Annotated in this window: 12 protein-coding genes; 5 read left to right on the top strand and 7 right to left on the bottom strand. The window is 67.6% G+C overall.

Annotated elements, in window-relative coordinates; translation table 11 throughout:
* Window positions 1-271: 271 nt before the first annotated feature.
* The gene (gene treC, locus C556_RS0113950; protein ID WP_018748870.1) at window positions 272-1,921 is read left to right on the top strand and encodes an alpha,alpha-phosphotrehalase; all 1,650 of its coding nucleotides are present in this window, start codon (window positions 272-274) and stop codon (window positions 1,919-1,921) included.
* A gap of 97 nt (window positions 1,922-2,018) precedes the next feature.
* Here treC and C556_RS20485 read toward each other — a convergent pair whose 3' ends face one another.
* From C556_RS20485 to C556_RS21760, 3 genes are all read right to left on the bottom strand, one after another.
* Window positions 2,019-2,903, bottom strand: a complete 885-nt coding sequence (locus C556_RS20485) for a glycoside hydrolase family 16 protein (protein WP_018748869.1) — start codon at window positions 2,901-2,903, stop codon at window positions 2,019-2,021.
* Window positions 2,900-3,649, bottom strand: a complete 750-nt coding sequence (locus C556_RS0113940; protein ID WP_018748868.1) for an alpha/beta hydrolase — start codon at window positions 3,647-3,649, stop codon at window positions 2,900-2,902. Before C556_RS0113940 ends, C556_RS20485 begins: the two co-directional genes overlap by 4 nt.
* Window positions 3,650-4,013: 364 nt before the next feature.
* A complete protein-coding gene (locus C556_RS21760) occupies window positions 4,014-4,901 on the bottom strand; it encodes an AraC family transcriptional regulator (protein WP_018748867.1) in 888 nt (295 codons plus the stop codon).
* A gap of 242 nt (window positions 4,902-5,143) precedes the next feature.
* Between C556_RS21760 and C556_RS0113930 the strand changes: the two genes are divergently transcribed.
* Entirely contained in the window at window positions 5,144-5,920 is a 777-nt protein-coding gene (locus C556_RS0113930; protein WP_018748866.1) for a DUF4397 domain-containing protein, read from the top strand.
* Window positions 5,921-5,984: 64 nt separating this feature from the next.
* Here the strand turns inward: C556_RS0113930 and C556_RS0113925 are convergent, their stop codons facing one another.
* Window positions 5,985-6,452, bottom strand: a complete 468-nt coding sequence (locus tag C556_RS0113925) for a hypothetical protein (protein ID WP_157236189.1) — start codon at window positions 6,450-6,452, stop codon at window positions 5,985-5,987.
* A 246-nt stretch (window positions 6,453-6,698) separates the two neighbouring features.
* Here C556_RS0113925 and C556_RS0113920 point away from each other — a divergent pair, with 246 nt between their 5' ends.
* Window positions 6,699-7,244, top strand: a complete 546-nt coding sequence (locus C556_RS0113920; protein WP_018748864.1) for a DUF2087 domain-containing protein — start codon at window positions 6,699-6,701, stop codon at window positions 7,242-7,244.
* Window positions 7,245-7,298: 54 nt separating this feature from the next.
* Here C556_RS0113920 and C556_RS0113915 read toward each other — a convergent pair whose 3' ends face one another.
* Window positions 7,299-9,068 (bottom strand): ABC transporter transmembrane domain-containing protein, encoded by a 1,770-nt coding sequence (locus C556_RS0113915; protein WP_018748863.1) that lies wholly within the window; start codon window positions 9,066-9,068, stop codon window positions 7,299-7,301.
* 247 nt (window positions 9,069-9,315) lie between these two features.
* On the opposite strand from C556_RS0113915, the gene C556_RS0113910 reads away from it, so the two are divergent.
* Complete coding sequence (locus C556_RS0113910) at window positions 9,316-10,281, top strand: bestrophin family protein (RefSeq protein ID WP_308417185.1); 966 nt, start codon at window positions 9,316-9,318, stop codon at window positions 10,279-10,281.
* A gap of 53 nt (window positions 10,282-10,334) precedes the next feature.
* Here the strand turns inward: C556_RS0113910 and aceB are convergent, their stop codons facing one another.
* The gene (gene aceB / locus C556_RS0113905) at window positions 10,335-11,927 is read right to left on the bottom strand and encodes a malate synthase A (RefSeq protein WP_040431189.1); all 1,593 of its coding nucleotides are present in this window, start codon (window positions 11,925-11,927) and stop codon (window positions 10,335-10,337) included.
* A 474-nt stretch (window positions 11,928-12,401) separates the two neighbouring features.
* Window positions 12,402-13,682, bottom strand: a complete 1,281-nt coding sequence (gene aceA, locus C556_RS0113900) for an isocitrate lyase (protein WP_018748860.1) — start codon at window positions 13,680-13,682, stop codon at window positions 12,402-12,404.
* A 408-nt stretch (window positions 13,683-14,090) separates the two neighbouring features.
* Between aceA and grpE the strand changes: the two genes are divergently transcribed.
* On the top strand, window positions 14,091-14,624 hold the full coding sequence (gene grpE / locus C556_RS0113895; RefSeq protein WP_018748859.1) for a nucleotide exchange factor GrpE: 534 nt from the start codon (window positions 14,091-14,093) through the stop codon (window positions 14,622-14,624).
* Window positions 14,625-14,693 lie beyond the last annotated feature (69 nt).

The following is a 14,693-nucleotide window of genomic DNA, read 5'->3' as shown; positions in this document are numbered from 1 at the left end:
CAGGCGCTAGGCGTTTCAGGTGTTGATGTTGACGTTGAAACCGCCGGCCTCACCGCATTGGGCATCAATCAACCGCGCCGCAGGCGCTAGGCGTTTCAGGTGTTGATGTTGACGTTGAAACCGCTGGCCTCACCGCGTTGGGCATCAAACAACCGCGCCGCAGGCGCCAGGCGTTTCAGGTGTTGCAGTTGAAGTTGACGTTGAAACCGCCGGCTTCACAGCGCAGGCATCAGTCAGCCCGCCGCCGCAGGCAAAACCCCAAGGAACCCCCATGAACCCCACCTGGAAGCAAAGCGTCATCTACCAGATCTACCCCAAGAGCTTCTGTAGCGCCCACGGCCAGGCCACCGGCGATCTGGCGGGGGTGACGGCGCGGCTCGACTACCTGCAATGGCTGGGCGTGGACTGGATCTGGCTGACGCCGATCTACCTCTCCCCGCAACGCGACAACGGCTACGACGTGGCCGACTACCTCGCCATCGACCCGCGCTACGGCGACATGGCGGACTTCACCCGGCTGGTGGCCGAGGCCGGGCGGCGGGGGATTCAGGTGATGCTCGACATCGTGGTCAACCACACCTCCACCGAGCACGAATGGTTCCAGACCGCGCGGCGCGAGCGCGATCACCCGTGGCGCGATTTCTACCTGTGGCGCGACGCGCCGAACAACTGGCAGTCCAAGTTCGGCGGCCCGGCGTGGGAATACGACCCGGTGGCGGGGCAGTACTACCTGCACCTGTTCGACACCAGCCAGGCCGATCTCAACTGGGCCAACCCCGAACTGCGCCAGGCGGTGTTCGCCATGATGCGTTACTGGCTGGAGCGCGGCGTGCGTGGTTTCCGGCTGGACGTGATCAACCTGATCAGCAAGCCGGCGGATTTCCCCGAGGACGACAGCGACGGACGCCGCTTCTACACCGACGGCCCGCAGGTGCACGAGCACCTGCAACAGATGCACCGCGAGGTGTTCGCCGGGCGCGAGGTGCTGACGGTGGGCGAGATGTCGTCCACCACGCTGGAGCACTGCATCCACTATTCGCGCCCGGATCGGCGGGAATTGTCGATGACCTTCAACTTCCACCACCTGAAGGTGGATTACCCCGAAGGCCGCAAATGGGTGGCCGCGCCGTACGATTTCATCGCGCTCAAGCGCATCCTCTCCACCTGGCAGGAAGGCATGCACGCCGGCGGCGGCTGGAACGCGGTGTTCTGGTGCAACCACGACCAGCCGCGCGTGGTCAGCCGCTTCGGCGACAGCGGCGCCTGGCGGGTGCCGTCGGCCAAGCTGCTGGCCACCGCGCTGCACGGCCTGCAAGGCACGCCATACGTATACCAGGGCGAGGAGATCGGCATGGCCAACCCCGGGTTCGCCGACATCGCCCAGTACCGCGACGTGGAAACGCTGAATGCCCACCGCCTGCTATTGGCGGCCGGGCTGCCCGAGGACGAGGTGATGGCGGCGATCCGCCAGAAATCGCGCGACAACGCCCGCACCCCGATGCAATGGGATGCCGGCCCCAACGCGGGCTTCTCCAGCGAAGCGCCGTGGATCGACCTGGCGCCGGACTGGCGCGAGGTCAACGTCGCCGCGCAACGCGACGATCCCGACTCGGTGCTGCATCACTACCGCCGCCTGATCGCGCTGCGCAAGCGGCATCCGGTGCTGGCCGACGGCGACTACCACTGCCTGACCCCCGACCACCCCGCGCTGTGGGTCTACCTGCGCCGCACCCCCGCCGCCACGCTGGTGGTGGCATGCAACTTCAGCGGCGAAACGGTGGCGGAGACGCTGCCGCCCTTGGGCGAACTGGCCGCCACCGGCCCGGCACGCACGTTGATCGCCAACCATCCCGATACCCCACCGCTGGCCGCCGCATTGCAGTTGCGGCCGTGGGAGGCGGTGATGTGGCTGGTGGATTAGGGTAGGGAAGAGGGAAGGGGGAAGGGTAACGTCAAAAGCACCACAACCCTGGCGCTGCGGATTTTACCCTTCCCTCTTCTCCCTTCCCCCTTCCCATTCACAGCTCGCACAACGATGGCGGCACCGGCGGCTTGGGCTGCATCGTGTCCAGCCGCTTCTGCCCGGCCTTGCGCCAGTCGGCGATGTGGCGGTTCACTTCGTCGGTGCTCCACCACTGGTCGGCCACGTGCAGCACCCAATCCACATCCTGTTCCCAGCGGCGCGGCTTGGGCGTGGGGGCGAGGTGGTCGGCGACGAACCACAGGTTGAAGTTCATCGACATCAACACCGGCGGCTGGTCGTTGCGCTGGTGCGTCACCGCCGGCTTGCCGTCGACGAAGAAGCCCAGCTCGCCCGCCCGGGCATGCAGCACCAGCGTGTGCCAGCCGGCATGGCTGCCGGCGACGTTGCCCGAGGTCGCCACCGGCTCGCCGCCGGGCGGGAACGGCCGGCTTTCCCACTTGTTGAGCGTCAGCGTGGGGCCGACGTGGCCCCAGCCGCCGTTGGGCAGGTACTCGTGGTCGAACTCGCTGTAGAACGGCTCGCCCCAGGCGCCCAGGGTATAGAAGGTCTGCACCACCTCGTCGCCGTTGGGGCCGCTGACCGGCTGGTCGGTGAAGCGGATGCGCACGGCGTAGGTGCCGTCCAGGTAGTGGCGCTGGTGGCACAGCTGTGCCTGGCGCGTGCCGTCGTTGCTGCCGTCGGTCTCGGCCGCCAGCCGCAGCAGGCGGTTGCCGGGCACGGCCGGGTCGTCGCGCAGCGCGATGCCCTCCACCCACCAATGCGCACCGGGCACCCCCGGGAAGCCCTTGCCGCTGCGCAGGACCCAGCCGTCCGCTTGCAAGGTGGCGCGGTCGGGTTGCGAGAAATCGTCGAAGTAGAGCGCATCCGCCGCCGTGACCAGCGCGGGGCACAACAGCGTGACAAGCAGCAATCGCTTCATGGCAAGGGCACCGTTCGTTGGATGAAGGCCGTGATCTGCTGTTCGATCGCATCGCCGTCGCCGGCGCCGAAGATGTCGGTGCCGTGGCCGCCACCCTTGGAGACGATCAACTCCTTGGGCTCGGCCGCCGTTTCGGCCATGCGCCGGGTGTCTTCCATGGCGAAATCGTACTTGGCGCCGACGAACAGCTTGGGCGCGGCGATGGCCTTCAGGTTGTCGTCGCCTGCCACCAGCCCGTTGAACGACGGCCCCACCGTCAGCAGCACGATGGCCTGCGGTTTGGTCGCCACCGCCACCGGCACCGTGGCGATGCCGCCCATGCTGGCCCCGACCAGCGCCAGCGCCGTGGCGCCGTTGGCCCGGGCATAGGCCACCGCGGCGCCGAGGTCGCGGTCGATATGGGCGATGTCCTGCTTGCCGCCCGAATCGCCGTACCCCCGGAAATCATAGGTCAGCACGGTGTAGCCGGCGCCGGCCAAGCGGGTGGCGAAGTTTTCCCAGCTTGTCTGGTCGCGGTTGTACTGGTGCGACAGGATCACCCACGCCGCCCCCGGCGCCCCATAACGCCGCCCGGCCAGCGTCACCCCGTCCTCGCTGGTGAACCCCACCCGCTCGAACGCCGGCGCGGGCGCCGTCTCCACCACCGGTTGAGGCGTGGGCGCCGGCTTCGGCTTGCGCGCAGCCCAGGCCAGGCTGGCGCAGGTGGCGGTGAAGGCGATGACGATCCATTGCAGTTCCTTGCGCATGACGTGCTCCGTAGCAGATGTGGTGGGACCAAGATACGGAGCGCGACCACACCCGGGCAGCGCCCAATGACAGCGGGACTGTGCGGAATGACAACGGTAGGGGGACGGCGGGAAGGGGGAAGGGTAAAACCACCCCAAACCCCAAATCTTGAAACACAGAGGACACAGAGAGCACAGAGAAAACCGGAGAAAGCGAAAGGCGGCCTTGCTCGTTTTCTTACTTGATCGAGCACGATGGGAAATGCCAATTCACCACTCACTGTTGGTGGTTTTCTCTGTGAATCTCCGTGTTCTCTGTGCTCTCTGTGTTTCAAGATTTGGAAGTTACGCCGTTGCCCTTCCCCCTTCCCAGGGATACGCCCCCCTACATCCACCCATGCCGCGCCCGATAGGCGCTCGGGGTCAGGCCGGTCAGTTGGCGGAAGGTGCGGGTGAAGTGGCTGGGGTTTTCGTAGCCGACGCGGCTCATGATCTCGGTCACCGGTAGCAGGGTGTCGCGCAGCAGCGCGGCGGCGGTGTCGATGCGCAGGCGGATCACGTAGTCACGCACGCTGGCGCCGGTCAGCTTGCGGAAATGCGTGTTCAGCGTGGTGCGGTTGCTGCCGCACCAGCGCGCCAGGTCGGCGACGGTGAAACGGGTGTGATAGCGCTCGTGCACCCGCAGCAGCGCGTCGTCCAGTCGCTCGGTCGCGGCGGGTAGCGCCAGCGCGGCGGCGTGCTCGGCGGCGCGCAGGCTGAACAGCAATTCGAACAGCCACGAGCGGGTACGGCAGGGCCAGTTGTCGTCGCGCTGGGTGTCGGCCTCGTCGGCGATGCACGCCAGCAGGCGGGTCAGGTGCCGCGCCTGGCTCGGCGACAGCCGCAACGCGCGTCGCGCGGGCTCGGTCGCGAGCAGCGGTTGCAGCAGGTAGAAATCCTGCAACGCGGTGCCGTCGAACGAGCCCTGGCGCAGGCTGTGCGGGGTGAATGCCGAGTTGACGATGGCGGGGTCGAAGTGCACCGAGCGCACTGTCAGGCCGGGCGCGTGATCCAGCTCGGGGCGGGTGCGTTCGTCCAGCAGCAGCGCGGCCGGGGCGCTCCACAGCAGGCGCTGGCCGGCGAGCGTCAGTGTGGCGGTGCCGGCCTCGGCCACGGCGACGACGAAGCGCGGCGCGTCGGCGAGCACCGCCGCCGGTGGGGTATCGCTGACGCAGACGGGCAGGGCGTAGCCGCGGTGGAAGTGGCGGCCGGTGATGGCGAGCGGGGCGTTCATGGCGGTTGCGGTGGGGAAGGACGATCCAGCCTAGCGACGACGCGGGGCCTTGTCACCCGTCCGGCGCGCATGGCCGCATTGCAAAACCGTTATGCCATACGGGTGTGTTTGTAAGTGCTCGCCGACAACCGTATCCGGGTGTGTCCGGCTGCATACGGCAGAGCCGGCAGGTAATTTCAGAGCCACTCGCGACCCCCGTGCGCGGCGAGACAGCTGGCTCAACACACTGCGAAGGTGCCCCCATGAAACTGCTCAAACTATTGCTGCTGGCGACGGCGACGATGTCCATCCTGACCGCTTGCGGCGGCAGCGACGACGACGATCTCGACGACCGCCTGAACATCGCCGATCCCAAGCTGCGCTTCGTGCACGCCGTGCCGGCCGGCCCCAACGTCACGCTGTACCGCAACGGCAACGCCGAGGCGGACGCCACCGACGTCGGCTACAAGTACGCCTCGCAGTACTACGACATCGGCGAAGGCAACAGCGCGCTGGAACTGAAGACCGCCGACGGCGCCATCAGCGTCGGCAGCAACAGCTTCGACGCGCAGCGCGGCCACAAGTACACCAGCGTGGCGCTGATCGGCGACGGCAAGGCCGACGTGATGCTGGTCGACGATCCGTACAACAAGGGCATCACCAGCGACAACGCCCGCGTGCGGGTGGTGAACGCCGCGTTCAACGCGCAGAACGTCGATGTCTACCTGACCGACCCCGGCGTCGATCTCGCCACCCAGACCGCGCGCTTCGCCGCCGTGCCGTACAAGACCGCCAAGCCGGATTCGGGCAGCGATTCGGAGGAACTGGAAGGCCAGACCTACCAGATCCGCGTCACCGAGGCCGGCACGCAGAACGTGATCTTCAACGCCACCGCCGACCTGCCGGCCAACGCCGACTGGCTGCTGCTGGTGGTGCCGGCCGACGGCATCGGCGCGCTGGTGCCCAACAACGTCAAGGTGCTGGTCGCCAAGTCGGACGACGACACCAAGGCTACGCTGGAGCTGACCAACACGCCGTGAGGTGTGGGTGGTGACTCAACAAAAAGCCCGGCTGATGCCGGGCTTTTTGTTGGGTGCTGCGCGGTTACCACAACAGGCCGCTAAAGAGCCCGCCGAACACGGTCCAGAGAAAGTACGCGACGGTGCCGATCCCCAGCGCCATCCCGAGGTAAGTCAGAATCAAGCCCGCCAAGGCCAGCTTGCGATCCAGTCGGTTGAGTTCGGTGGGCGACGCGCTATGGGCGAGGTGGCCCAGGGTCAACGCGACCGGCAGCAGGACCAGCGCTGCCTGCCAATGGCCCAGCCCCATCACCGGGTACATCAGCGCCGCACAGACCAGGCTGAGCGCGCCAAAGCGCAGTTGGCCGATGTCGGAATCGGCAGGCGCGGCAGGCTGGGATGCGGTGGGTCGGGAGGGTTGCGACAGGTCTTGGGGCATCGGTTGATCCGGGAGGAGTTCAGGTGCGACGCATGCCGACACTCGCAGGTCGTCGCCGGTGGCGTTCAGCCTATCGCAAGGACGGTGAATGTCGGGTGTTTTCTTTCCGGTCATGTAGATTTCGTTGCGGATGTGTGACAGGAATGGTCGGGCCCATCCGCCCACCGGCGGTTGTCACGCCCCCGCCTCGCCGCGCATACTGCCACCCCGGTCGGCAGTTCACCCAGGCGTCGCCACTCCGCAAGGAGCGCTAAACCTGCCTTCGCAGTACTTCATCTTTCGACGCGCGATCCGTGCCGCGTCGGCAAGGGCGACCCCCGACCCCTGTCCTGCAGGGCTGGCACACATCGAGGATTGAACGTGTCCAGAACGCAACTTCCCTACGTCGCCGACGATATCTCGGCGCTTTCCCGCTCGCTGGTTAGCCAGCTGAGCCAGCTCGACCACCTGCCCGGCCATGTGGAAATGCTCAACCTGCTCGCCGGGGCGGTGGGCTTTCGCAACTTCCAGCATTGGCGCGCCGCGCGCCAGGCCGCCGATGCGCTGGCCGCGCCGGCGCCGCTGACACCGGAGATCGACTACGCGCTGGTGCGGCGCCTGCTGCGTTATTTCGACGCGCAGGGCCGGTTGCAGGCGTGGCCGACCAAGCACAGCCACCGTGCGCCGTGCCTGTGGGTGGTGTGGTCGCACCTGCCGCCGCGCCAGGCGATGAGCGAGCGCGAGGTCAACGATGCCATCCGCGCGGTGGAAACGCTGGGCGACCATCTGCTGCTGCGGCGGCAGATGGTGGACGACGGCATGCTGACCCGCACTGCGGATGGCGCGATTTACCGCCGGGTGGAGCAGGCGCCGCCGCCTTTGGCGCGGGCGCTGCTGGCGGCCTTGGCGGGCAACGCCGCGACGTAAAGCAGAACGGGAGGCTTCGGCCTCCCGTTTTTTGTTGCCGATCCGGCGCGCCGATCAGCCGCCCGCCGCGCCGTCGGCGAATTGCAATGCCGCCAGCCGCGCGTACAGCGGCGAGCTGTCCAGCAGCGCGGCGTGCGTGCCCTCGGCGACGATGCGGCCGTGCTCCAGCACCACGATGCGGTCGGCCTGCTGCACGGTGGCCAGCCGGTGCGCGATCACCAGGGTGGTGCGGTCGTGCGCGGCGTTGTCCAGCGCCTGCTGCACCGCGCGTTCGCTGGCGGCGTCGAGCGCGCTGGTGGCTTCGTCCAGCAGCAGGATCGGCGGGTTCTTGAGGATGGCGCGGGCGATGGCGATGCGCTGGCGCTGTCCGCCCGACAGCCGCACCCCGCGCTCGCCCAGGAAGGTGTCGTAGCCCTCGGGCAGCGCTTCGATGAAATCGGCGGCGGCGGCCATCGCGGCGGCGGCGCGCACTTCGGCGTCGCTGGCGTCCAGCCGGCCGTAGCGGATGTTGTCGGCCACGCTGCCGGCGAAGATCACCGATTCCTGCAACACCACGCCGATCTGCGCGCGCAGGTCGGCCAGCGCGGCGTCCCGGGTCGGCACGCCGTTGAGCACGATGCGGCCGTGCTGCGGGTCGTAGAAGCGCAGCAGCAGCTGGAACAGCGTGGTCTTGCCGGCGCCGCTGGGGCCGACCAGCGCCACGTGTTCGCCGGGGCGGATGTGCAGGTTCAGATCGTGCAGCGCCGGGGTATCGGGGCGCGAGGGATAGGCGAAGCCCAACTGCTCGAAGCGGATGCCGTCGCCCTGGCGCGGCAGCGGTACGGGCCGGGCGGCGTCGCGCACCGGCGATTGCAGCGCCAGCAGTTCCATCAGCCGCTCGGCCGCGCCGGCGGCGCGTTGCAGGTCGCCCCACACTTCGGCGATGGCGCCTACCGCGCCGGCGGTGACCACGGCGTAGAGAATGAACTGCGACAGCTCGCCCGCGCTCATGCGGCCATCCATCACCGCCTGCGCGCCCAGCCACAGCACGAACACCACGGCGGCGAACACCAGCAGGATCACCACCGCGGTCAGCCACGAGCGAGCGCGCACCCGTTGCAGCGCGGCGGCGTAGGCGGATTCCACCGCGCGGTCGAAGCGCGCCGCTTCGTGCGGCTCGCGGGTGAACGATTGCACCGTGGGCATGGCGTTGAGGATCTCGCCGGCCAGCGCGCTGGCGTCGGCCACCTTGTCCTGGCTGGCCTTGGACAACCGCCGCACCCGGCGGCCGAACACCAGGATCGGCGCGATCACCGCCAGCAGCGTCGCCAGGATGTAACCGGCCAGCGCCGGGCTGGTGACCACCAGCATGGTCAGCCCGCCCAGCAGCAGGAAGGTGTTGCGCAGACCCATCGACAGGCTGGTGCCGACCACGGTCTGGATCAGCGTGGTGTCGGTGGTCAGGCGCGACAGCACTTCGCCGGTCTGGGTGGTTTCGAAGAACTGCGGGCTCATGCGCAGCACGTGGTCGTAGACCGCGCGGCGCAAGTCGGCGGTGGTGCGCTCGCCCAGCCACGACACCCAGTAGAAGCGCAGCGCGGTGGCGACGGCCAGCACCACCGACACCGCGAACAGCGCAACGAAGTAGCGGTCGATGTGGCCGCGGTTGCCGGCGGCGAAGCCCAGGTCGATCAGATGACGGAACGCCACCGGCAGCGCCAGGGTGGCGCCGGCCGCCACCGCCAGCGCGGCGAAGGCGGCGATCCAGCGGCCCAGGTAGGGGCGCAGGAACGGCAGCAGCCCCAGCAGGGGGGTGATGCGGCGGGCGGGGGAGGTCTCGGACATGGCAACCTGGTCTGGGGTTGAGGGACAGCCGGTCGGGCGGGGCTGGCGTGAGGGCGGATCGCCGTGCGCAGGGCTGCGTTGCGCCTCGCTGGCGGGGATGACCCCACGGCACTCGGCACGCCTTGCCCTGCATCCCGGCCTTCGCCCTTCGCAGCCGCGTTTGAAGGTCGATTCGCCCTAGATGAGGGTGCATCCCATCTTTTGCCAGTGTGGGCGTATCAAGCGGTAACCCGCCCGACAGCGACGCATGGCTAGAATTGGCGGCCCTACTGCATTCCCGCGCCCATCGATGATCGTCCGCCCGCCGCAACACTGGTTATTCATGGTTTTCACCTGGCGTGGCTCGGTGCTGTCGTCCATTCTGCCGCGCCTGGGGCTGAACCTGGCGTTCGCGCTGCTGGTGGTGGCATTGCACGGCTGGTTCGAGGGCTTCGGCCTGCATCTGTCGATCGGGCCGTTCAGCCTGATGGGGATCGCGCTGGCGATCTTCCTGGGGTTCCGCAACAACACCAGTTACGACCGCTTCTGGGAGGCGCGCAAGCTGTGCGGCGGGGTGATGGTGCATACCCGCTCGTTGTTGCGGCAGGCCATCGCCATGACCGGCCGCGCGCCGGACGATGCGCGCATCGTCCATTTCGCCGCGCTGTTGCAGGCGTTCGCCTTCGCGCTGAAGCACCAGTTGCGCCAGACCGATCCGGCGGCGGACCTGGCGCGCCTGCTGCCCGCGCCGCTGGCGGCACGGCTGGCGGCGGCGCAGTTCGCGCCGGCGATGCTGTTGCGCGAACTGGGGTTATGGCTGGCGGAGGAACGCGCCGCCGGGCGGCTGAGCGACATCCTGTGGCAGTCGCTGGACGCCAACCTGGATCGGCTCTCGGACATCCTCGGCAGTTGCGAGCGCATTGCCAGCACGCCGCTGCCCTACGCCTACAGCGTGCTGCTGCACCGGACCATCTACCTTTACTGCTCGCTGCTGCCGCTGGGGCTGGTCGACAGCATCGGCCTGCTGACGCCACTGATCTCGGTGTTCGTCGCGTATACCTTCATGGCGCTGGAATCCATCGCCGGCGAGCTGGAAACGCCGTTCGGCACCGAGCCCAACGATCTGGCGCTCGACGCGATCTGCCGCACGGTGGAGCGCACGCTGCTGGAGATGACCGATGCGCCGCAACTGCCGCCGCCGTTGCAGCCGGATGCGCAGTACATCCTGCGCTGATGGCATGAACAACGGCGCCCCGCGGGGCGCCGTTGTCGTTTTGCCGACAGCGATCAGATCTTCTCGTACAGCGGCAGCGTGAGGAATTCGGCGAACTCCTCGCTGGTGCTCATCTGCTCGAAGATCTGCGCCGCCTGGGTGTACGGCACACGCTCGAAGGTGGCGTCGCCGTGTTCGGCGCGGATCGCGTCGAGCACCTGCGGAATCATGCCGCGCACCATCCCGGCGGTGACCTTGCGGCCGTCGTCGAGCACGCCCTTGGGCGAGCGGATCCACTGCCACACCTGGCTGCGGCTGATCTCGGCGGTGGCGGCGTCCTCCATCAGGTTGTGGATTGGCACGCAGCCGTTGCCGGCCAGCCACGAACCCAGGTACTGGATGCCGACGTCGATGTTCATCCGCAGGCCGGCCTCGGTGATCGGCTGCTCGGGCTGGAAGTCGAGCAGGTCGGCGGCGCGGGTGGTCACGTCGTCGCGCTGCTTGCCGAACTGGTTGGGCGCGTCGCCCAGCACCTTCAGCCATTCCTCCATCGCGATCGGCACCAGCCCCGGGTGCGCCACCCAGCCGCCGTCGAAGCCGTCGTTGGCGTCGCGGGTCTTGTCGGCGCGCACCGCGGCCATCGCCTTGTCGTTGGCGGCGGGGTCGTTCTTGATCGGGATCAGCGCGCTCATGCCGCCGATGGCGGGCGCGCCGCGTTTGTGGCATGCCTTGACCAGGTTCAGCGCATAGGCGCGCATGAATGGCACGGTCATGGTGATCTGGGCGCGGTTGGCCAGGCAGAAGTCGCGGTCGGTCTTGAACTTCTTGATGCAGCTGAAGATGTAGTCCCAGCGGCCGGCGTTCAGGCCGGCCGAGTGCTCGCGCAGTTCGTAGAGGATTTCTTCCATCTCGAACGCGGCCAGGATGGTCTCGATCAGCACCGTGGCCTTGATGGTGCCCTGCGCGATGCCCAGCTCGTGCTGCGCGGCGACGAAGATGTCGTTCCACAGCCGCGCTTCCAGGTGGCTTTCCATCTTGGGCAGGTAGAAATACGGCCCGCTGCCGCGCGCCAGCAGTTCCTTGGCGTTGTGGAACAGGAACAGCGCGAAGTCGAAGATGCCGCCCGATACGCGCGCGCCGTCGACGGTGACGTGCTTTTCGTCCAGGTGCCAGCCGCGCGGGCGCACCACCAGCGTGGCCACCTTGTCGTTCAGCCGGTATTCCTTGCCGGCCTCGTTGCGGAACGACAGGGTGCGGCGGATGGCGGCCTTGAGGTTGAGCTGGCCCTGGATCTGGTTCGACCAGTTCGGGGTGTTGGAATCCTCGAAGTCGGTCATGTAGCTGTCGGCGCCGGAGTTGAGCGCGTTGATGATCATCTTGCGCTCGACCGGCCCGGTGATCTCGACGCGGCGCAGCGCCAGGTCGGCCGGCACCGGCGCGATGCGCCAGTCGCCGTCGCGCACGGCCTGGGTCTCGGGCAGGAAGTCGGGGCGGCGACCGGCGTCCAGCTCGGCCTGGCGGCGCACGCGCGCGGCCAGCAGCTCCTGGCGGCGCGCCTCGAAGCGGCGGTGCAGCATGGCGACGAAGGCCAGCGCCTCCGGCGTGAGGATCTCGGCGAACTCGGGGGTGATCTCGGCGGTGATGGCGATGCCGGGGGGCAGTGTCATGGTGGTCTCCTGGATGGCGGCGACGCGCCGCAAAGGCGCGCATCGCTCGAAATGTTAGAGCCTGTTCACGATCTTTTCGCGACGGCGGCTGGCGCATGGCGATCGCATGCGACATTCACTGCGGCTGCCGACGCCGGGAGATACGGCGTCGGCGCTCCCTCTCATGGCGGGAACAGGTGGCGGGCCGATCCATGCGACGGACGCGGGATATGCCGTCGGATCGGCTGCCACATCGGGTACAGCCAGGAAGGCCATCCGCTGGACTGGATGCCTTCCACGCCCTGGGCGGCGCGGCCCGGCTTGCGGGTGGGCCGTGCCGCACCGCCTGGGGCGGTACTGCCTGGAACGACGAAGCGGAACGCTGGAGCGGCTGACAAAACCCTGTGAAGCGGTTCTGGCAAGAAGCGCGAACGCAGACAGTACGAGTAGTACGGCAAGTGTGCGCGACGCAGCCAGGAGGGTTTTGTTCGCCGCTCAGTGGAACTGTTCTTCCTCGGTCGATCCGGTCAACGCCGTAGTGCTCGACTGGCCGCGCTGGACGGTCTGCGTCACATCGTCGAAGTAGCCGGTGCCCACTTCGCGCTGGTGCTTCACCGCGGTGAAGCCGCGCTCGGCGGCGGCGAACTCGGCCTGTTGCAGTTCGACGAAGGCGGTCATGCCCTGGCGGGCATAGCCGTGGGCCAGGTTGAACATGCCGTAGTTGAGGGCGTGGAAGCCGGCCAGCGTAATGAACTGAAACTTGTAGCCCAGCGCACCCAGCTCCTTCTGGAAGCGCGCGATGGTGGCGTCGTCCAGGTTCTTCTTCCAGTTGAAGCTCGGCGAGCAGTTGTAGGCCAGCATCTTGCCGGGGAATCTGGCGTGGATCGCCTCGGCGAACTTGCGCGCGTATTCCAGATCGGGCTTGCCGGTCTCGCACCAGATCAGGTCGGCATACGGCGCGTAGGCCAGGCCGCGGCTGATCGCCTGCTCCAGGCCCGGCTTGGTGCGGTAGAAGCCCTCGGGCGTGCGCTCGCCGGTGCAGAACGGACGGTCGTTGGCGTCCACGTCGCTGGTCAGCAGGTCGGCGGCCTCGGCGTCGGTGCGCGCCACCAGGATGGTCGGCACGCCCAGCACGTCGGCGGCCAGCCGCGCGGCCACCAGCTTTTCCACCGCTTCGCGGGTCGGCACCAGCACCTTGCCGCCCATGTGGCCGCACTTCTTCACGCTGGCGAGCTGGTCCTCGAAGTGCACGCCGGCGGCGCCGGCCTCGATCATGCCCTTCATCAGCTCGAAGGCGTTGAGCACGCCGCCGAAGCCGGCCTCGGCATCGGCCACGATGGGGGCGTAGTAGTCGACGCTGTCGTCGCCCTCGGCGTGCGCGATCTGGTCGGCGCGCTGGAAGGTGTTGTTGATGCGGCGGACCACAGCCGGCACCGAGTTGGCCGGATACAGCGATTGATCCGGGTACATCTCGCCGGCGATATTGGCGTCGGCCGCCACCTGCCAGCCCGACAGGTAGATGGCCTTCAGCCCGGCCTTCACCTGCTGCATCGCCTGGTTGCCGGTCAGCGCGCCCAGCGCGTGCACATAGGGCTGCTCGTGCATCAGCGTCCACAGCTTCTCGGCGCCGCGCCGCGCCAGGGTGTGTTCGATTTGTAGTGTGCCGCGCAGTCTTTCAACATCCGCGGCGGTATAGGCGCGTTCTATGCCCTTCCAGCGCGGATTCTCGCGCCAGTCCCGTTCGATTTGTGCAATGCGTTCTTCCCGCGTCGTCATGGCTTTCTCCCGCAAAAAAGCTGGCCTTGAGGCCGTATTGGTCTGGGCGCGCAAGCTGCCCCTCGTGCACCGCAGCACAATGCGGCGTTGCACCATAACAATGTAGTTTCACCGTGATGACTACAAGTTGGGGAATGCACCTAGCAGAATGTTTGAGAGGCACGAACAAAACCCAGCGAAGCGGCCCTGGCAAAAAGCGCGAAACGCAGACAGCACGTGTAGTACGGCAAGTTCACGCGACGCCGCCGGGAGGGCCTTGTTCGCGGCGCCCGACTGGCCACGAACCGATCGGTGGCGGGGACGGGCGGCACAAGGCCACGATTTCCCCGCGAACAGTAGGGTCTTGAAATAAGGGACGGGGCGCCCATCTTGGGCACTGCAATCGATTTGTCACGGAGTGCCAGGGTAATGAGCGAACAGAACGAACTGAATCCACAACAAGAAAACCAGCAGGACGATCTCCAGCAGTTCGAAGACGCGGAAGCCGCGCAGGGCGAGCGCATGGACGCGCTGGCCGCCGAACTGGAGAAAGCCCGCCAGGATGTGCTGTATGCCAAGGCCGAGGGCGAGAACATCCGGCGCCGCGCCGCCGAGGAAGTGGACAAGGCCCGCCGCTTCGCCGTCGAGAAGTTCGCCCGCGAGTTGATGGCGGTGAAGGACGCGATGGAAATGGCGCTGCTGGATCAATCCGGCAACTTCGAAGCGCTGAAGATGGGCGTCGATCTCACCCATAAGGCGCTGGTGAGCGCGTTCGAGAAATTCGAGCTGACCGACATCGCGCCGCAGGCCGGCGACAAGCTCGACCCCAACCTGCACCAGGCGATCTCGGTGGAGCCGTCGTCACAGGAAGCGAACACCGTGGTGCGCGTGCTGCAAAAGGGCTACCTGCTCTCCGGCCGCGTGCTGCGTCCGGCGATGGTCATCGTCGCGGGCCCGCAGTAGACGCCACCGACAAAACCCTCCTGGCGGCGTCGCGTGGGGGCGCCGAGCTGAAACTTGCCGTACTACACG

This window comes from Chitiniphilus shinanonensis DSM 23277, from assembly GCF_000374805.1.
Taxonomy (GTDB): domain Bacteria; phylum Pseudomonadota; class Gammaproteobacteria; order Burkholderiales; family Chitinibacteraceae; genus Chitiniphilus; species Chitiniphilus shinanonensis.
This window is presented reverse-complemented; position numbering and strand designations above follow the sequence as displayed.

Excerpts from the sequence above, each read along its gene's own strand:
- C556_RS0113910 (WP_308417185.1), top strand. The coding sequence starts at position 9,316 with ATGGCTAGAATTGGCGGCCCTACTGCATTCCCGCGCCCATCGATGATC.
- C556_RS0113915 (WP_018748863.1), bottom strand. The coding sequence starts at position 9,068 with ATGTCCGAGACCTCCCCCGCCCGCCGCATCACCCCCCTGCTGGGGCTG.
- grpE (WP_018748859.1), top strand. The coding sequence starts at position 14,091 with ATGAGCGAACAGAACGAACTGAATCCACAACAAGAAAACCAGCAGGAC.
- C556_RS20485 (WP_018748869.1), bottom strand. The coding sequence starts at position 2,903 with ATGAAGCGATTGCTGCTTGTCACGCTGTTGTGCCCCGCGCTGGTCACG.
- C556_RS0113940 (WP_018748868.1), bottom strand. The coding sequence starts at position 3,649 with ATGCGCAAGGAACTGCAATGGATCGTCATCGCCTTCACCGCCACCTGC.
- C556_RS0113930 (WP_018748866.1), top strand. The coding sequence starts at position 5,144 with ATGAAACTGCTCAAACTATTGCTGCTGGCGACGGCGACGATGTCCATC.
- treC (WP_018748870.1), top strand. The coding sequence starts at position 272 with ATGAACCCCACCTGGAAGCAAAGCGTCATCTACCAGATCTACCCCAAG.
- aceA (WP_018748860.1), bottom strand. The coding sequence starts at position 13,682 with ATGACGACGCGGGAAGAACGCATTGCACAAATCGAACGGGACTGGCGC.
- aceB (WP_040431189.1), bottom strand. The coding sequence starts at position 11,927 with ATGACACTGCCCCCCGGCATCGCCATCACCGCCGAGATCACCCCCGAG.
- C556_RS0113925 (WP_157236189.1), bottom strand. The coding sequence starts at position 6,452 with ATGACCGGAAAGAAAACACCCGACATTCACCGTCCTTGCGATAGGCTG.
- C556_RS21760 (WP_018748867.1), bottom strand. The coding sequence starts at position 4,901 with ATGAACGCCCCGCTCGCCATCACCGGCCGCCACTTCCACCGCGGCTAC.